Annotated in this window: 12 protein-coding genes; 3 read left to right on the top strand and 9 right to left on the bottom strand. The window is 63.4% G+C overall.

Features of this window, described 5'->3' with window-relative positions; genetic code table 11:
* Positions 1–77: 77 nt before the first annotated feature.
* From G3N58_RS05295 to G3N58_RS05285, 3 genes are all read left to right on the top strand, one after another.
* Positions 78–1,145, top strand: coding sequence for a 2,3-butanediol dehydrogenase (locus tag G3N58_RS05295; protein ID WP_205998668.1), 1,068 nt, complete (start codon positions 78–80; stop codon positions 1,143–1,145).
* A 75-nt stretch (positions 1,146–1,220) separates the two neighbouring features.
* Positions 1,221–1,976 (top strand): lipoate--protein ligase family protein, encoded by a 756-nt coding sequence (locus tag G3N58_RS05290; RefSeq protein WP_205998667.1) that lies wholly within the window; start codon positions 1,221–1,223, stop codon positions 1,974–1,976.
* A gap of 88 nt (positions 1,977–2,064) precedes the next feature.
* The gene (locus tag G3N58_RS05285; RefSeq protein WP_205988212.1) at positions 2,065–3,591 is read left to right on the top strand and encodes an aldehyde dehydrogenase family protein; all 1,527 of its coding nucleotides are present in this window, start codon (positions 2,065–2,067) and stop codon (positions 3,589–3,591) included.
* 173 nt (positions 3,592–3,764) lie between these two features.
* Here G3N58_RS05285 and G3N58_RS05280 read toward each other — a convergent pair whose 3' ends face one another.
* The 9 genes from G3N58_RS05280 to G3N58_RS05240 form a co-directional block, all read right to left on the bottom strand.
* Entirely contained in the window at positions 3,765–4,904 is a 1,140-nt protein-coding gene (locus tag G3N58_RS05280; protein ID WP_167048111.1) for a porin, read from the bottom strand.
* Between the two features lie 148 nt (positions 4,905–5,052).
* Entirely contained in the window at positions 5,053–6,489 is a 1,437-nt protein-coding gene (gene aldA / locus G3N58_RS05275) for an aldehyde dehydrogenase (RefSeq protein WP_167048113.1), read from the bottom strand.
* A 75-nt stretch (positions 6,490–6,564) separates the two neighbouring features.
* On the bottom strand, positions 6,565–7,857 hold the full coding sequence (locus G3N58_RS05270; RefSeq protein WP_167048115.1) for an MFS transporter: 1,293 nt from the start codon (positions 7,855–7,857) through the stop codon (positions 6,565–6,567).
* A 63-nt stretch (positions 7,858–7,920) separates the two neighbouring features.
* Positions 7,921–9,084, bottom strand: a complete 1,164-nt coding sequence (locus tag G3N58_RS05265) for a mandelate racemase/muconate lactonizing enzyme family protein (RefSeq protein WP_205998666.1) — start codon at positions 9,082–9,084, stop codon at positions 7,921–7,923.
* A complete protein-coding gene (locus tag G3N58_RS05260; protein ID WP_167048119.1) occupies positions 9,081–9,965 on the bottom strand; it encodes a DeoR/GlpR family DNA-binding transcription regulator in 885 nt (294 codons plus the stop codon). Before G3N58_RS05260 ends, G3N58_RS05265 begins: the two co-directional genes overlap by 4 nt.
* Positions 9,966–10,108: 143 nt before the next feature.
* On the bottom strand, positions 10,109–10,537 hold the full coding sequence (locus G3N58_RS05255; protein ID WP_167048122.1) for a RidA family protein: 429 nt from the start codon (positions 10,535–10,537) through the stop codon (positions 10,109–10,111).
* Positions 10,538–10,584: 47 nt separating this feature from the next.
* On the bottom strand, positions 10,585–12,225 hold the full coding sequence (locus tag G3N58_RS05250; protein ID WP_205998665.1) for a hydantoinase B/oxoprolinase family protein: 1,641 nt from the start codon (positions 12,223–12,225) through the stop codon (positions 10,585–10,587).
* Positions 12,222–14,276: a hydantoinase/oxoprolinase family protein gene (locus tag G3N58_RS05245; protein WP_205998664.1), complete on the bottom strand. Its 2,055-nt coding sequence runs from the start codon at positions 14,274–14,276 to the stop codon at positions 12,222–12,224. The genes G3N58_RS05250 and G3N58_RS05245 overlap by 4 nt, the downstream gene beginning before the upstream one ends.
* Positions 14,277–14,301: 25 nt before the next feature.
* Positions 14,302–15,633 (bottom strand): FAD-binding oxidoreductase, encoded by a 1,332-nt coding sequence (locus tag G3N58_RS05240; RefSeq protein WP_167284789.1) that lies wholly within the window; start codon positions 15,631–15,633, stop codon positions 14,302–14,304.
* Positions 15,634–16,314: the final 681 nt, after the last annotated feature.

The following is a 16,314-nucleotide window of genomic DNA, read 5'->3' as shown; positions in this document are numbered from 1 at the left end:
TGTGGCGCAGGCGCAGCAGGGGGCGAGGCGTCCTGGATCACCTCATGTCATGCAGAACCAACCAGGGAATCCGAACCATGAAAGCAGCACGTTTTTATGATCGCGGCGACATCCGCATCGAAGACATCCCCGAGCCTGTCGTGGCGCCGGGCACCGTTGGCATCGACGTGGCCTGGTGCGGTATCTGCGGCACGGATCTGCACGAATTCATGGAGGGGCCGATTTTCATTCCGCCTTGCGGCCATCCGCATCCGATCTCCGGGGAGTCCGCTCCCATCACCATGGGGCATGAGTTTTCCGGCGTGGTGTATGCCGTGGGTGACGGCGTGACCGATATCGAAGTCGGCCAGCATGTGGTGGTGGAGCCCTACATCGTGGCCGACGACGTGCCGACCGGGCCGGGCGACAAGTATCATCTGTCGAAGAACATGAATTTCATCGGCCTGGGGGGCCGTGGCGGCGGCCTGTCCGAAAAGATTGCGGTCAAACGCCGCTGGGTGCATCCGGTTTCCAACGCTATTCCGCTCGATCAGGCGGCGCTGATCGAACCCTTGTCGGTGGGGCACCATGCCTTCACCCGCAGCGGCGCCAAGGCTGGCGATGTCGCGCTGGTCGGCGGCGCGGGCCCGATTGGTCTGTTGCTGTCGGCGATTCTGAAAGCCAAGGGTCTGCGCGTCATCGTGACGGAGCTGAGTGCGGCGCGCAAGGAAAAAGCCCGCGAATCCGGCGTTGCCGATTACATCCTGGACCCGACCGAAGGGGAGGTGGTCGCGGAAGTCATGAAGATCACGGGCGGTAAGGGTGTGGACGTGGCGTTCGAATGCTCCAGCGTGAACAAGGTGCTGGACACGCTGGTGGCCGCGACCGCTGCGTCCGGCGTGGTGGTGATCGTGTCGATCTGGAGCCATCCGGCCACGATCAACGTGCACAGCGTGGTCATGAAGGAACTGGACGTGCGCGGCACGATCGCGTATTGCAACGACCATCAGGCAACCATCAAGCTGGTGGAGGACGGCAAGATCGATCTGGCGCCGTTCATCACCCAGCGCATTCAGTTAGACAAACTGATTTCGCAAGGATTCGAGACCCTGATCCACAACAATGAGTCGGCCGTGAAAATCATCGTTCAGCCCAGACTGAAGTGAGTCGGTGCTTCTCTGCGAGAAGGGCATATCTGCCGATCTGAGCTTTTGCGAGTTTTCGTGAGCCTTCGTGAGCCTATGCCATTTGACATCGTCGACTTCGATGCCGATGCCGCGGACCCCCTCGTCGCGGAGACGGCGCTGCTGCAGCTGGCCGAGACGGGCCGGTGCGTCGCGCACCTGTGGCAGGCCCCGCTGTCGCTGGTGGTGCCGCGCAGTTATCGGCGCTTCGCCGCTCTGGAGAGCGCTCGCGCCGAATTCGCGCGGCACGGGTGCCCGGTTTTTCTGCGCATGTCGGGCGGCGGGCTGGTACCGCAGGGGCCCGGCATTCTCAACCTGAGCCTGGCCTACCTGGTGCGGGGCACCGTGGGCGCGCTTTCCGACGGGGTGTATCGGCATCTATGCGAAATCCTGCGCGAGGCGCTCGGCACGTTGGGGCTTCAGACACATTGGCAGGCGGTGCAAGGCTCATTCTGCGACGGACGCTTCAACCTGGCCTGGGGGCCGCCGGACGATGCACGAAAGCTTGCCGGTACCGCGCAATACTGGCGCGGAGTGCGCTCGGACGTGGGTTCGCATGCGTCGCGGCATGCCGTGTTGGCCCATGCGGTGTTGCTGGTCAGCGCCGATCCGGAGGAGATCAACCAGCGGGCCAATGCTTTCGAGCAGGCCATCGAAAGCGGACGGCGCTATGACGCGCGGCGTGTGGTCAGCGTACAGGAGGCGCTTTCCCGAACCGGTGTGGTGCCGTCCGATGGGCTGATCGACTCGGTCATGTCGGCGCTGCGCGCGAGCGTGATGGCGACGCCGCCGCCCGTCGATAAAGGCGATTAAATGCAGTCCCGCTTTCCTGTGCCAACCGTCCAATGGAGACACGTGATATGGCATCCGTCAAATCAGCATCATCAACCGGAGACACACCATGAATCCCTTTGATTTGAAGCAACTCGGCCTCGACGTCGACTATCCGTATCGCCGGCAGTACGACAACTACATCGGCGGTCGATGGGTGCCGCCTGCCAACGGCGAATACTTCGAGAACGTGTCGCCGATTAACGGCCAGCCGTTCTGCCGCGTACCGCGCTCGCGCGGCGAGGACGTCGAATTGGCGCTCGATGCGGCGCATGCGGCGCGGCGCAAATGGGGCAAGACGTCCGCGGCGGAGCGCTCGAACCTGCTGCTCGCCGCCGCCGACCGGATGGAGAAGAACCTGAAGCTGCTCGCGGTCGCGGAGACGATCGACAACGGCAAACCGCTGCGCGAGACCATGGCTGCCGACCTCCCGCTCGCGGTCGACCACTTCCGCTATTTCGCCGGCTGCATCCGCGCGCAGGAAGGCGGGATCTCCGAGATCGACGACAACACGGTCGCATATCACTTCCACGAGCCGCTCGGCGTCGTCGGCCAGATCATTCCGTGGAATTTTCCGCTGCTGATGGCGGCCTGGAAGCTTGCGCCGGCGCTCGCCGCCGGCTGCTGCGTCGTGATGAAGCCGGCCGAGCAGACGCCCGCCTCGGTGCTCGTGCTCATGGAACTGATTGGCGAGCTGTTCCCGCCGGGCGTGATCAACATCGTGAACGGCTTCGGCAGGGAAGCGGGCGAACGGCTGGCAACCAGCAAGCGGATCGCGAAGATCGCGTTTACCGGGTCGACGCCGGTGGGCAAACACATCCTGCGTGCAGCGGCCGACAATCTGATTCCGTCGACGGTCGAACTCGGCGGCAAGAGCCCGAATATCTTCTTCGCCGACGTGCTGGATCAGGACGATGCGTTCCTCGACAAAGCGCTCGAAGGACTCGCGATGTTCGCGCTGAATCAGGGCGAAGTGTGTACGTGTCCGTCGCGCGTGCTGATTCAGGAGTCGATCTACGAGCGCTTCATCGAGAAGGCAATCGCGCGCGTCGAGCGTATCAAGGCCGGCCATCCGCTTGATATGCAGACGATGATCGGCGCGCAGGCGTCGCAGCAGCAGCTCGACAAGATCCTCTCGTACATCGACATCGGCCGCGACGAGGGCGCGCAGTGCCTGACGGGCGGCGAGCGCACCGCGCCTGTCGCGGAACTCGGCACCGGCTTCTATGTGAAGCCGACCATGCTGCTCGGCAATAACCGGATGCGCGTGTTCCAGGAGGAGATCTTCGGGCCGGTCGCGTCGGTGATGACGTTCAAGGACGAGCAGGAGGCGATCGAACTGGCGAACGACACGTTCTATGGTCTCGGCGCGGGCGTGTGGACGCGCAACGGCACGCGCGCGTATCGCATGGGCCGCGAGATCGAGGCGGGCCGCGTGTGGACGAACTGCTATCACCTGTATCCGGCGCATGCGGCGTTCGGCGGCTACAAGCAGTCGGGCATCGGGCGCGAGACGCACAGGGCCGCGCTGTCGAACTACCAGCAGACGAAGTGCCTGCTCGTCAGCTATCAGGCGGAGGCGCTCGGGTTCTTCTGATCGCGCGGGTTCCTGCGTGAGGAGGAGGCCGGAGCGTCGTGGTGAGAGTGGCGCTCCGGCGAGGGTGTGCCTGGTTCGAATCGGCATCGATGAGTTTCACCGATGCCGTTGCGTCTCGCCCGCGCGAACGGTTCGAAGCCAGATAGCGGATGCGAGCGCGAGCCCCATGCGCTCTAGAAGCTGTGGCGGATGCCCACGCGCACCACGACCTGGTTAGGCGTGTCCGATGGCGTGATGTTGTTGTTGGCCGCCACGGCCTCGGTACCCACCGAATTCGTCCCGCTCGCGTGCTGCCATACGCCGCTCACGTAAAGCAGCGTGCGCTTTGAAAGCAGATAGGTCGAGCCCAGGTTCAACTGGCCGTAATGCGCGTCGCCTGCCCACGTGTAGCTGTAGGCGGCGCCGAGCAGCAGCGCCGGCGTCACGTTGAAGGTGTAGTTGCCTTCCAGCGTGTCGAAGTGCGCGTTGCCGCCGAGTGGTGTCGTCGTGGTGACGACGGCATCGTGGAACTGTGCGTTCGTGTACAACAGCCCAAAGTTCGATGCGCCGAACTGGTACTTCGCCCCACCGCCCGCGATCTGTAGCGAAGATGCGCTCGCATAGCCGCGGTAGATCGGCGTCGTCAGCGGATTCGCGAATGCCTCGTTCGCGACCGGCGGCGCGCTCGCGTTCCACACTGCCGTCGCCGGATTGTTCACCTTGATGTAGGCCGCCGCTACGGAAAGCGGTCCATTGCCATAGGTGAGCGAGAAGTTGACGACCTGATTGCGGCCCATCGATCCCGCGACGTTGCCGAATGCGTAGGCCGCACCGAACTGGAAGCCCGCGAGCGTCGGCGAAAGATACTTGACTGCGTTGTTGAGGTTGAAGTCGCCCCATACGTTGTCGACGTCGCCGGCGTGCGCGCCGAGGCCGCCCGCAAATTTACCCGCCGCCGACAGCGGTACAAGGCTTTCAAACAGCAGGTCGTACTGTTTGCCGAGCCGGATCTGTCCGTACTGGTCGCTGCCCACGCCAACGTAGGCCATCCGCCCGAACAGAGCGCCGTTATTGCCGAGCGCGCCGTTGCTCGGATTGAAGCCGTTTTCCAGCTTGAAAAAGGCATGCAGTCCGCCGCCCAGATCTTCGGTGCCGGTGAGCCCCCACTTGCTGCTGCCGAGACCGCCTTGCGACATGGCCCACGACGATTTGCCGCCCTGATTGTTCGTGTACTGGAGGCCCTCGTCCACGACGCCATATAGCGTGACGGAGCTTTGCGCGTGTGCGAGACTCGCAGCCGCCCCGCATGCCAACATCATCACGACCTTTTTCATTGATTTCCTCCAAATCTTGATACAGTTGTTAGAAACGCTTTTATTCGTTATCCGGAATAAACTGACGGGACACATGCTGCGTGTGCTGTTTCGAGCATGTGTTTGCCAGCGGATAGCCCCTCGCGGGCGCTATCCCACTGGCGCCGCTTTATGCCTGCATGTAGACGGCGTGCGTGTGCGTGTACTCGTACAGACCATGCTTGCCGTCCGCACCGCCAATACCCGAGCGGCGCACGCCCGCGTGAAAGCCTTGCATCGCTTCGAAATTCTCGCGATTGACATAGGTTTCGCCAAAATCGAGTTCACGGCTCGCCTGCATTGCATGCGAGAGGCTGCGCGTGTAGATCGAGGATGTCAGCCCGTAAGCTGAATCGTTCGCCAGGGCGATCGCCTCGTCGAGTCCGTCGACGATCTGGATCGGCAGCACCGGCCCGAAGATTTCCTCGCGCATGATGTTCATGTCGGCGCGGCAATCGACTAGTACGGTCGGTTGATAGTGATAGCCCGACGCGCGCTCGGCGATTGCGCCGCCGGTGGTTGCCGTCGCGCCCTGCGCTATAGCCGTGCGAACCTTCGCTGTTACGTTCTCCAGCGCGCGGGCATTGATGAGCGGGCCCATGTCGAGCCCGTTATCCTTGCCGGGATCGCCATAGCGTGTCGCCGCCATCGCGGACGTGATCCTGTCGATGAACGCCGGGGCCACGGCGCGCTCCACGTAGACGCGTTCCGCGCAGTTGCACACCTGCCCCGTGTTGATGACGCGCGATGCGTGAATCGCCTTGACCGCGAGATCGAGGTCCGCGTCGGCCAGCACAATGGCCGGTGCCTTGCCGCCTAGTTCCAGGTTGACCTTGGTGAGGTTGCCCGCGGCCGCCGCCATGATTTTCGCGCCCGTCGGTACGCTGCCGGTAAAGCTCACCATGTCGATGCGATCGCTCGCAGCGAGTGCGGCGCCGACCTCGCCCGCGCCGCTCACCACGTTGAAGACGCCCGGCGGCAAATCGGTTTCGGCGACGAGCCGCGCGAATTCGAAGCAGTTGTTCGGCGTTTCCTCGCTCGGCTTGATGACGATGGTGTTGCCGGTCAGGAGCGCCGGCGCCATTTTTCGCGCAATGAGGAAGAACGGAAAGTTCCACGGCAGGATGCCCGCGACGACCCCCATGGGTTTGCGGAACAGGAATATGTTTTCACCCGGACGGTCGCTCGTGACAATCTCGCCTTCGATGCGGCGCGCCCACTCAGCCATATAGTCGAGATAGTCGGCGGTGAAATTCACTTCGACTTCGGCGAGGCCGAGAATCTTGCCCTGCTCGAGCATGATGGTGCGCGCAAGATGTGGCGCGTGCTCGCGTACTTTGGTTGCGATCCGCCGCAGAAAGCTCGCGCGATCGAGCGGCGTGCGCTTCGCCCAGGCGGGCTGGGCGCGGCGAGCGGCGTCCACGGCTAGCGCCACTTGTGCGGCGTTAGCCACCGGTACGCGCGAGAGCAGGGCGCCATCTGCGGGATTGACGACATCGAGATGTTCATTAGCCGGCACGAAGGCGCCGTCGATGTAGTGTTGATGGGTCGGCACGGCAGGACTCATGTTGTCTCCATAAATAATTAGAGGTACATATTGTTGAGAATATTGCGGCAGATGTATAAAACCTCTGCAACGAACTCACTTGAAATTCTTGTCCAGTTCCGAAATCTTCAATCCGAGCGTTTCGCTCAGTGCCCAGAGTGCCGCGCTCGACAGTACCGCGCACGCGACCGCGACGACCATCATCGACCAGCCGAGGCCGTGCTGTTTTGCCATGAAGCCGATCAGCATCGGACCGAACGACGCGATACCACGCCCGACGTTGTAGGCGAAGCCGATCCCCGCGCCGCGCACCGCGCCCGGAAACTGCTCGGACAGGATCGCGCCGAGCCCGCCGGCGCATGACGAGATGCTCGCGCCGACCAGGAACACCAGCACATAGCCGGTCGTGAGCGATTGGACCGGCAGGTAGAGAAAGGCGGCGATCGCAATCATCGAAAAGAGGATCGTTGCGGTTTGCGTCGGGCGGCGGCCGAAGCGGTCGTGAAACCAGCCGACTGACACATACCCGATGAAGCCGCCGAGAATCTGGATGAGCATGAACGTCGTCGTGCCGGCGACGTGCAGGCCGCGTTCGGTCCCGAGATAGAGCGGCAGGAATGTGACGATCGAATAGTAGGTGCCGTGACCGCCGACCATGAAAATCGTCGAGAACATCGTCACGCGGCGCAGATCGCGATGAAAGAGGCGTCCGATCGAGGCGAGCGCCGCTTGCTCCGAGCGGCCATTCCCCGATCGGCGTTCATGAATGCCGCGCCGTGCAACGAAGATCGCAATCGCCGGCAGGAGGCCGAGCACGAAGAGCCAGCGCCACGCGACGTCGGCCGGCATGATCGAGAACATCACGAAGTAGGCAATCGTCGACAACGCCCAGCCGATCGCATACGCGCTTTGCATCACCGCCATCATCCGGCCGCGGCGCTCGTCGGCGGTGTACTCCGACAGCAACGCGACACCCACGGGCCACTCGGCGCCGAAGCACAGTCCTTCGAGCGTTCGCCACAGCACCAGCTGCGTGGCATTCTGCGCGGTTGCCGTCAACGCGGTGAATATGCTGAAGCCGACTACCACCCACACCAGCACGCGAACGCGTCCGTAGCGATCCGCGAACGCGCCGCCGAACAGCCCGCCGATGGCCGATGCGACGAGGCTTGCCGTCGAGATCGTGCCGCCCACGCCGACGGAGAGATGCAGTGTCGTCAGGATTGCGCCGAGCGCGAGCGCAAACATCGTGTGATCGAAACCATCGAGTCCCCATCCGAGCGCCGACGCTATCACCACGCGGCGCTGTTGCGAACCCGCTATCCGTGTGAGATCGGTTGGTGACGGCTGGAATTGCAGTGATTGATGTATCGCATGCGGATCTTTCATTGTCTCTCTCCAGGTTATCTATTCGCTTGTCTTGTACTTCGACCGGGTTGCCGCCGCGGCCGCTCAGCGCGATGGGCCGCCGATGCGTTCACACAGGAATGGCGCGAGTGCGTCGCGATTGAGTTCGGCGCCGAGCCCGGGTCCTTCGGGCGGACTCAGGTAGCCCTCCTTGACCGACGCCTCCGGCGCATCGCGCACCGTGTCGATGTAGCCGTCGTGAAAGCGGAAATACGGATACAGCTCGAGCATCGATATATTCGGCAGGTTGATAGCCAGATGCCGGGCGACCTGGGTCGCGAGCGGACTGCCGCACACATGCGGCGCGACGCGCATTCCGAATGCTTCGGCCATGGCGGCGATCTTCTTGGTTTCCATGATGCCGCCCGTGTTGCACGGGTCCGGCTGGACGATGTCGACCGCGCGCGTCTCGATGAGCGCACGCATCTGGTGGCGTCCATAGTTGCGTTCGCCCGCTGCGAGCGGAATCGACGTGCGCGCGGCGACCCACGCCATGGCATCGGCATCGGACGGATCAGTGGGTTCTTCGACGAACTGAATGTCGTACGGCTCGAAGCGGTTGCACAGCCTCGCTGCTTCGGCGGCGCTCAGTCCGCCGCTCAAATCGAGCATCAGGTCGACATCCGGACCGATCGCTTCGCGTACCGCTTTCACGCGTGCTACCGCGAGATCGGCCTGCTCGCGTGTAATGGAGCGCTGGCTGACGTGGCGCATGTTCACGCCAAGCATCTGACCGAGCGGATAGAACTTGAGCGCTGTGTAGCCGTCGGCGAGCGGACGCTCGGTGGCCCGGGCGAATTCGTCGGGTGTCTGCGCGGCTTCGTACCAGCCGTTTGCATAGCAGCGAATGCGATCATTGACTGCGCCGCCGAGCAATTGATAGACCGGCAGGCCGCACGCGCGACCCTTGATGTCCCAAAGCGCCTGTTCCAGTGCGCTCAACGCGGCGAACACGATGGTGCCGCCGCCCTTGGCCCAGAACGTATGGTCGTATACGTGTGTCGAAAATGCTTCGATACGAGCGGGATCGCGGCCGATCAGATCGGGTGCGAGATCCTTCAGCATGCCCGCGGCGGCATGGGCGCCGCGTCCGTAGGCCACGCCCGCTTCGCCGATGCCGCAAATCCCTTCGTCGGTGCTGACCTCGACGATGATCGGATGCAGCTTGCCGCTGCGAGCGAGATAGATATCGACTTGCGTGATCTTCATGGCGGACCGGGTGGGGAATCACCGGCGAGGTCGGACGCCGCGTCGTCGAGCTGCACGCGCGTCACCTTCACGCCCAACTGCCGGTATTGCTGGAACTCGTTGTCCGCAAGACCGTCGTCGGTGATGATTTCGTTGATGTCGGCAACGTCTGCGATACCGTGGATCGCACGTCCCGCGAACCGGCTGCTGTCGATCATGAGCGTGGTCTTGCTCGCGGCGCGGATCATCGCCCGCTTGAGCGTGACCAGTTCAAGGGACGTGTCCGACACGCATTCGTAGTCGACCGCTTGCGCCGACAGAAAGCACTGGTCGACCCGCATGTCATGCAAAAACGACATGCCGGGCTCGCCGAGCAGCGTGTACGCGCGCGGCCGGCATTGGCCGCCCGGCACGATCAGCTTTACGTGCGGCTTGCGCGTCAGCAGGCTCGCGACCATCAGATCGCAGGTCACCACGGTCAACGAGATGTCGAGTTCGCCGACCACTTGCGCAAACTCGTGCATCGTCGAACCGGTATCGATCAGAATGCTCTGGTCCTCGGAGAGCCGTTTCGCCGCTTCGACTGCGATCGCGCGTTTCTCTTCCGACGCCGTGTAGCGCGCTTCGTCGACGCTCGGCTCGTAGGTCGAGCGCTGGCGGATACGCACTGCGCCGCCGTGCGTACGCCGGACCACGCCACGCGCGGCGAGCGCGTCGAGATCGCGCCGGATGGTCGACACCGATGCATTGAACAGGCGCGACAATTCCTGATTCGACCCGCCGACGTTCTGCTCGAACCAGTCGATCATGCGTTGCTGACGCTCTGCCTGAATCATGTCCTCCGGCATGCCGTCGGACTGCGTTTCAGGCTCCTTTTTGCCGTTGGCCGTCATCTTCGTCATCTTCCTTTCTCCTGAAGCATCGCCTAAAGTCCTCGGAGGATACACGAAGTGATAACGCGAACTGGCCGGCCAGGCGAGGCCAGTGCGCGCCGCTTTCCGGCCCCCGCGCAAGCTGCTCGCGGAACGCCGGGCCGGGACATCCGTTACAGGCTTACGCGCATTTTCTCGGTGCGCGCCGCGCCTGCGCCGCGATACGCGGTGACTTCGATTTCGACCAGATATTCCGTGCCCGCGAGCGGCGTCGCGGTGATGGTCGCGGCCGGATCGATGTCCTTGAATTTCTCCGAGACGACCGCCATCACGGCTTCCTTATGGTCGAGGTTCGGTATCGCGATACGCGAGCGCACCACGTCGGCGAGACTCGCGCCGACCGCCTTCAGCGCACCTTCGATGTTGGCGAAGCATTGCAGCGTCTGCTCGGCCGGGTCCTTCGAGATTTCACGCGTGCGGTAGTGACGGCCCGCGGTGTTCGCGACCAACACCCAGTTGTCGACCACCACGGCGCGCGAGTAGCTGTTTTTGTCTTCGTACACGCTGCCTGACTTCAGTTTCTGCACCTGTAGCTCAGCCATCTAAAAAGTCTCCATGAAGGGAAGGTTGCTTCGAAGAGCGATACGGATCACTGCGTCTGCAGCACGAGTTCGCCATACTCGCGCCGCGCGAACGCATCGGAAATGCGCTGCTCGACGAGATCGCGCCGCAGGTCTTCGGGCTTGCGTGCTTGCGGCGGACCGTAGCCGCCGCCGCCCGGCGTCAGGATCTCGACGATGTCGCCGCGCTTCAGCGGCGTTGTTTTGCCCGCCAGCGGCGCGCCGTTGACGCTGCACGACGAGCCTTGCGCCGCGCCGCCGCCTTCGAGGCCCCACGGTTGCGAGCCCAGCCGCGACGTCTCGACGTTGATCTGGCAAGCGCGTTCGGCGCGATACACGCGGCGCAGCCCCATGCCGCCGCGCCAGGTGCCGGCGCCTGCCGAATCGTTGACGAGTTCGTAGCGCAGCAGCGTCAGCGGATATTCCTGTTCGAGTGCCTCGACGGGGAGGTTCGACGTGTTGGTCAGATGCACGTGAATACCGCTCAGGCCGTCGGCGGTGGGCCGCGCGCCGCCGCCGCCGCCGATCGTCTCCAGATAGACCCAGAGTTCGCCGTTATCGGTGCTGCCGCTGAACACCGCCGCGGCGCAGCAGCCGTTGCCGGCCGCCATCACCTTGTTCGGCAGCGCCTGCGCGAGTGCGCCGTAGATCATGTCCGACACGCGCTGGCACGCGGACAGCCGGCTGTTGACCGCCGCCGGATGCTCGCAGTTGAGCAGCGATCCTTTCGGTGCCTCGACGCTGATCGGCCGCGCGAGACCCGCATTCGGCAGGATGGTCGGATCGATGATCGCCTTCACCGCGTAGTAGCAGGTAGCCAGCAGGCCGGTGTAGATGACATTCAGCGCGTTGCGCATCTGCGGCGGCGCGTCGAAGGCAAGATGCATCGAGTCGCCCTTGATGGTGATGGCCACGCTCAGGTCGAGCGAGCCTTCGAAGTGCAGGCTGTCGAAGCGGTCGGTGAAGCGATAGGTGCCGTCGGGAATCGCCGCGATGCCGGCGCGCATCTTGCGCTCGGCGTAGTCCTGCAGTGCCTCGCCGGCGCGCAGGATGCGCTCGGTGCCGTATTTCCCGCACAATGCCTGCAGGCGCTGCACGCCGACGCGGTTGGCGGCCATCTGCGCGCGCAGATCCGACAGCCGTTCGTGCGGCACCTGGCAGTTCAGCAGGATCAGTTCCTGCACATCCTTCTGCAATACGCCTTCGCGATAGAGCCTGACAGGCGGGATACGCAGGCCTTCCTGATAGATGTGCGCGTGGCCGCGATCGGCGAAGTCGGCGTGGTGCGCGGTGTTGATCGCCCACGCAATCAACTGGTCTTCGAAGAACACTGGCTCGGCAAGCACGATGTCCGGCAGGTGCGTGCCGCCGCCTTCGTACGCATCGTTGCCGATGAACACGTCGCCCGGACGGATGTCCGCGAGCGGAAAGCGCTTCATGATGTGCGGCACGGTCTCGAGGAAGCTGCCCAGGTGCATCGGGATGTGCTCGGCCTGGCACAGCGTGTTCCCCGAACGGTCGAAGATCGCGGTCGAGCAGTCGCGGCGTTCCTTGATGTTGGTCGAGTAGCTCGAGCGCACCAGCGCTTCGCCCATTTCCTCGGTGATCGACGCGAGCGCGCTGCCAACGACTTCCACCGTGATCGGATCGATAGACAGGGTCGTGTTCATTTCTGCATTTCCAGAATCAGATTCAGATAGGGGTCGACGCTCGCGCGCATGTTCGGCAGCACAACGGTCGTGGCGTCCATCTGCTCGACGATGGCCGGGCCCGTGAAGGTATTGCCCGACGCGAGCTTGTCGCGGCTGTAGACCGGACAATCGACGAATGCCGCGGCCTCGGCCATGTAGACCTCGCGCCGGCCGATCTGCGCATGGCTCGCATCCGGACCCACCGCCGGCGCGGGCGTGAACTGCGCCTTGGCGACACGCCCGACGGCCTCGACACGCAGTGTGACGAGCTGGATCGTTTCGCCCTCGGCAACGAAGCCGAAGCGCTGCCGGTGTGCGTTTTCGAAGCCGCTCGCGAGCAGGTCGAGCGTGGCCTGGGTGATCGGTCCCGGCGGCACCGGCACCGATAGCTCGTAGTTCTGGCCGTGATAGCGCATGTCGGCGGTGCGTGTGATCGACTGGCGATCGGACTCGATGCCTTCGCGTGCAAACCAGCCCTGAGCCTGCGTGTCGAGTTCCGCATAGCCGGCTTCGAGCGCATCGAGCGACGCCGCGTCGAGCCGCCGCACGCGCGACAGGGCGAAGTCGGCGCGCAGGTCGGTGAGCAGCAGACCGAGTGCACACAACGCACCCGGCGTGAGCGGCACGATGATGCGCGTCATGTCGAGTTCCTGCGCGAGACGCGCCGCGTGCAGCGGTCCGGCGCCGCCGAATGCCATCAGCGTGTAGTCGCGCGGGTCGTGGCCGCGCTGCACGCTGATTACGCGAATCGCCTTGGCCATGTTCGCGGTCACCACCGAGACGATGCCCTGCGCGGTCTCCATCACGCCGATGCCGAGCTGATCCGCGAGCTTCTGCATCGCATCGAGCGCGAGGTCGCGGCGCACCTTCATGCGTCCGCCGAGAATCTCGACAGGGTTGAGCGTCTGCAGCACGATGTTCGCGTCGGTCACGGTCGGCTCGCTGTTGCCGCGGCCATAGCAGACCGGGCCGGGGTCGGCGCCGGCGCTGCGCGGGCCGACTTTCAGCAGGCCGCCGCTGTCCACATAAGCGATCGAGCCGCCGCCCGCGCCCACCGTATGGATGTCGAGCATCGGCGCCTTGATCGGATAGCCGTGCACATTCGCTTCGCCGGTCAGCGCGCACTGGCCGCCTTGCAGCAGCGCGACGTCGCTGCTCGTGCCGCCCACGTCGAACGTGATCAGATTCGGAAAGCCCGCGAGATTGCCGATTTCCTGCGCCGCGACCACACCCGTGCTCGGCCCGGAGAGGACCGTGCGCACCGGCAGTTCGGCGGCCGTGTCGAAGCCGATGACGCCGCCGTTGGATTGCGTGAGTTGTGGCGCGACGCGCAAACCCAGATCCTCGAAGCGATGCTGGAGGCGCTGGATATACTTCTTCATGATCGGGCCAAGATACGCGTTGACGACCGTGGTCGACAACCGTTCGTATTCGCGGAATTCCGGCGCGATCTGATGGGATGCGCAAATGAACACATCGGGCAGGATCTCGCGAACGATTTCCAGCGCACGGCGCTCGTGCTTCGTGTTCAGGAATCCGTACAGAAAGCAGACGGCGACCGCCTTGACATCCTCGTCGGCCATCTTGCGCGCGGCGGCGCGCAAACCTTCTTCGTCGAGTTCCAGTTCGATTTCGCCGTTCGCGCGCAGCCGTTCCTTGACTTCGAGACGCAAATCTCGCGTGACGAGAGCTTGCGGTTTTTCCGCGTACATGTCGTACAGACTCGGGCGCTTCTGACGGCCGATTTCGAGCAGATCGCGAAAGCCGTCGGTGACGACGAGGCCGGTCTTCACGCCGCGCAGTTCGATCAGCGCATTGGTCGCGACGGTCGTGCCGTGGCCGAGAAAGCCGATATCCTGTGCCTGCGCGTCAACGGTTCCAAGCCCCTCGGTCACGCCGTTGGCGATGCCGAGCGAAGGGTCGGCCGGCGTCGACGGTACTTTCCATATCTGCACGCGGCCACTCGCATCGTCGAACATGCAGACGTCGGTGAAGGTGCCGCCCGAATCAACTCCTATTCGCCAAGCCATGTGATTGCTTCCTGAGTCAGAGAGGTTAAGCCGCCATCAAACCGGCAGCTGAAAAACGCGCGAATCGTTCGAAGCGGAACGGCGCCGGATCGACCAGCGGCGTTTCGTTCATCACCAGTTGCGCCATCAGCTTGCCGGCGCCGGGGCCGAGGCCGAAGCCGTGCCCGGAAAACCCGGTTGCGATGAAGAAGCCGGGCAGTGCGGCGAGAGGTCCAATGATCGGCACCGCATCGGGCGTCACATCGATCATGCCGCCCCACATCTGCAGGATGCGGGCGTTCGCAAATGCCGGGAATGCCTTGGCCAGGTTCGCGAGGCCGTTGCGGATCACCGCCTCGGACGGTTTGGGATCGAGGATGCGATGCTTCTCGAACGGCGTGATCGCATCGAGTGCCCACTGGCGCGGCGTACGCCACTCGTCGATGAACTGCCTGTCGAGACGCAGCTTCAGATCGGCGCGGTTGCGGCGGAAACGCGACCAGTATTCCGGGAAGAGCCGGAAGCTGTCCGGCACGATCGGCACTAGCGTCGAGTTGCGCATGGCGATCGTGTAGCCGCCGTCGAGCCGCTGGCGGAACGAGAAGTTGTCGGCACCGACAGGCATCGCGGTGGGGCCGTTGACGTCGCTGATGCGCGCGGCGCTGCCGAGCACCTTGAGTTGCGGCAACTCGAGGCCGAACGAGCCCGCGAACAGGCGCGACCACGCGCCGCCCGCCAGCACGACCGACGAGCAGCGGATCTCGCCGTGCTCGGTGACCACACCGCTCACGCGCCCCGCTTCGCGCTGGATGCCGCGCACCGCACAACGCGTCGCGATATGCGCTCCCGCTCTTTGCGCGGCATGCGCGATCGCGGGTGCCGCCATCAGCGGCTCCGCTCGTCCGTCGGTTGCCGTGTGCATTCCGCCCGCGAATGTGGTGGAACAGCCGGGGACATATTGCGCGAGATCGTTCTTCCCGAACAGCACCGTATCGATGCCGTATTCCCTGGCGTGCCCGATCCATTCGCGGTACTCGGCCATCTGCGCTTCGTTGCGGCACAGATAGGTGATGCCGGTCTGACGCAGGCCGGTTTCGGCGCCGTACTTCGGCTTGAGTTCGTGCCACAGTCGCAGGCTCTCGATCGACAGCGGAATTTCCGCCGGATCACGGCCCATCTGACGTACCCAGCCCCAGTTGCGCGCCGATTGTTCCGCACCGATCAGTCCTTTCTCGCAGACGACGACGCGCACGTTCTGCTGCGCGAGATACAGCGCCGTGCACACACCGATGATGCCGCCGCCGATGATGACGACCTCGGCCTCGGTGGGCAGTGGTGTTGCGCTGTTGGCGATCGGGTCTGGAATGATCCTGCTCATGGGGTTCCTGTGTTTTTGCGAATGCGATGGAAAGCGAGTGCTGGCGGCTACAGCGTGTCCTCGGATCGGCAATCGACGGGCAGTTCCGCGATTGCCAAACCGATGCCGCGGTTTGCGCCGCAGACCTGCACGACGGAACCGGCCACGCGACGCGGGGATGGCGGGTTCGGCGACAGGGATTGAGAAAACATCGGTGATCGTTTTAGGTTGATTGTGGAAGAGTGTGAGATATCTTATGAACGTTTGTGATTGATTAAAAATAAGTATTTTCCCTGTGACGGTCCTGGGGAATTCCCGCGTTAGCGCAAGAATTCCGGGTATTTCCTGCAAAAAAGAATTCATGCAAGCGAACGACTGGTCTTTTTTGAGATGTAAAAGTGTCTCTTCGTTGATGGAAGATTGTGATCGATTTTGTTGGGTGGCAGGATTTTCTGTGGAAAAACTTCATAATCTATCGTGAGGCGGTCAGATATGGCGATGCCCGCACGTTCGCAACGGAATTCGAGTCGTGGCTTTGCGACAAATCAAAGATCGGATTAGCCGGCAACTTTGAGGCGTGACATCGCCGACCGCTACCTCGTACATGGATAGTGTGAGGGAGCGTTGAGGAAGCCTGAGTTATTTTCGGAGTTCAGTCGTATCGAAAGACGCGGTCAAACGACGAAGCTTTTGCGTCATCCT

Source organism: Paraburkholderia sp. Ac-20342 (assembly GCF_017104985.1).
In the GTDB taxonomy this organism is placed as follows: Bacteria; Pseudomonadota; Gammaproteobacteria; order Burkholderiales; family Burkholderiaceae; genus Paraburkholderia.
Note: the sequence above shows the minus strand (reverse complement) of the source record. Positions and strands in the feature narration are given on the sequence as shown.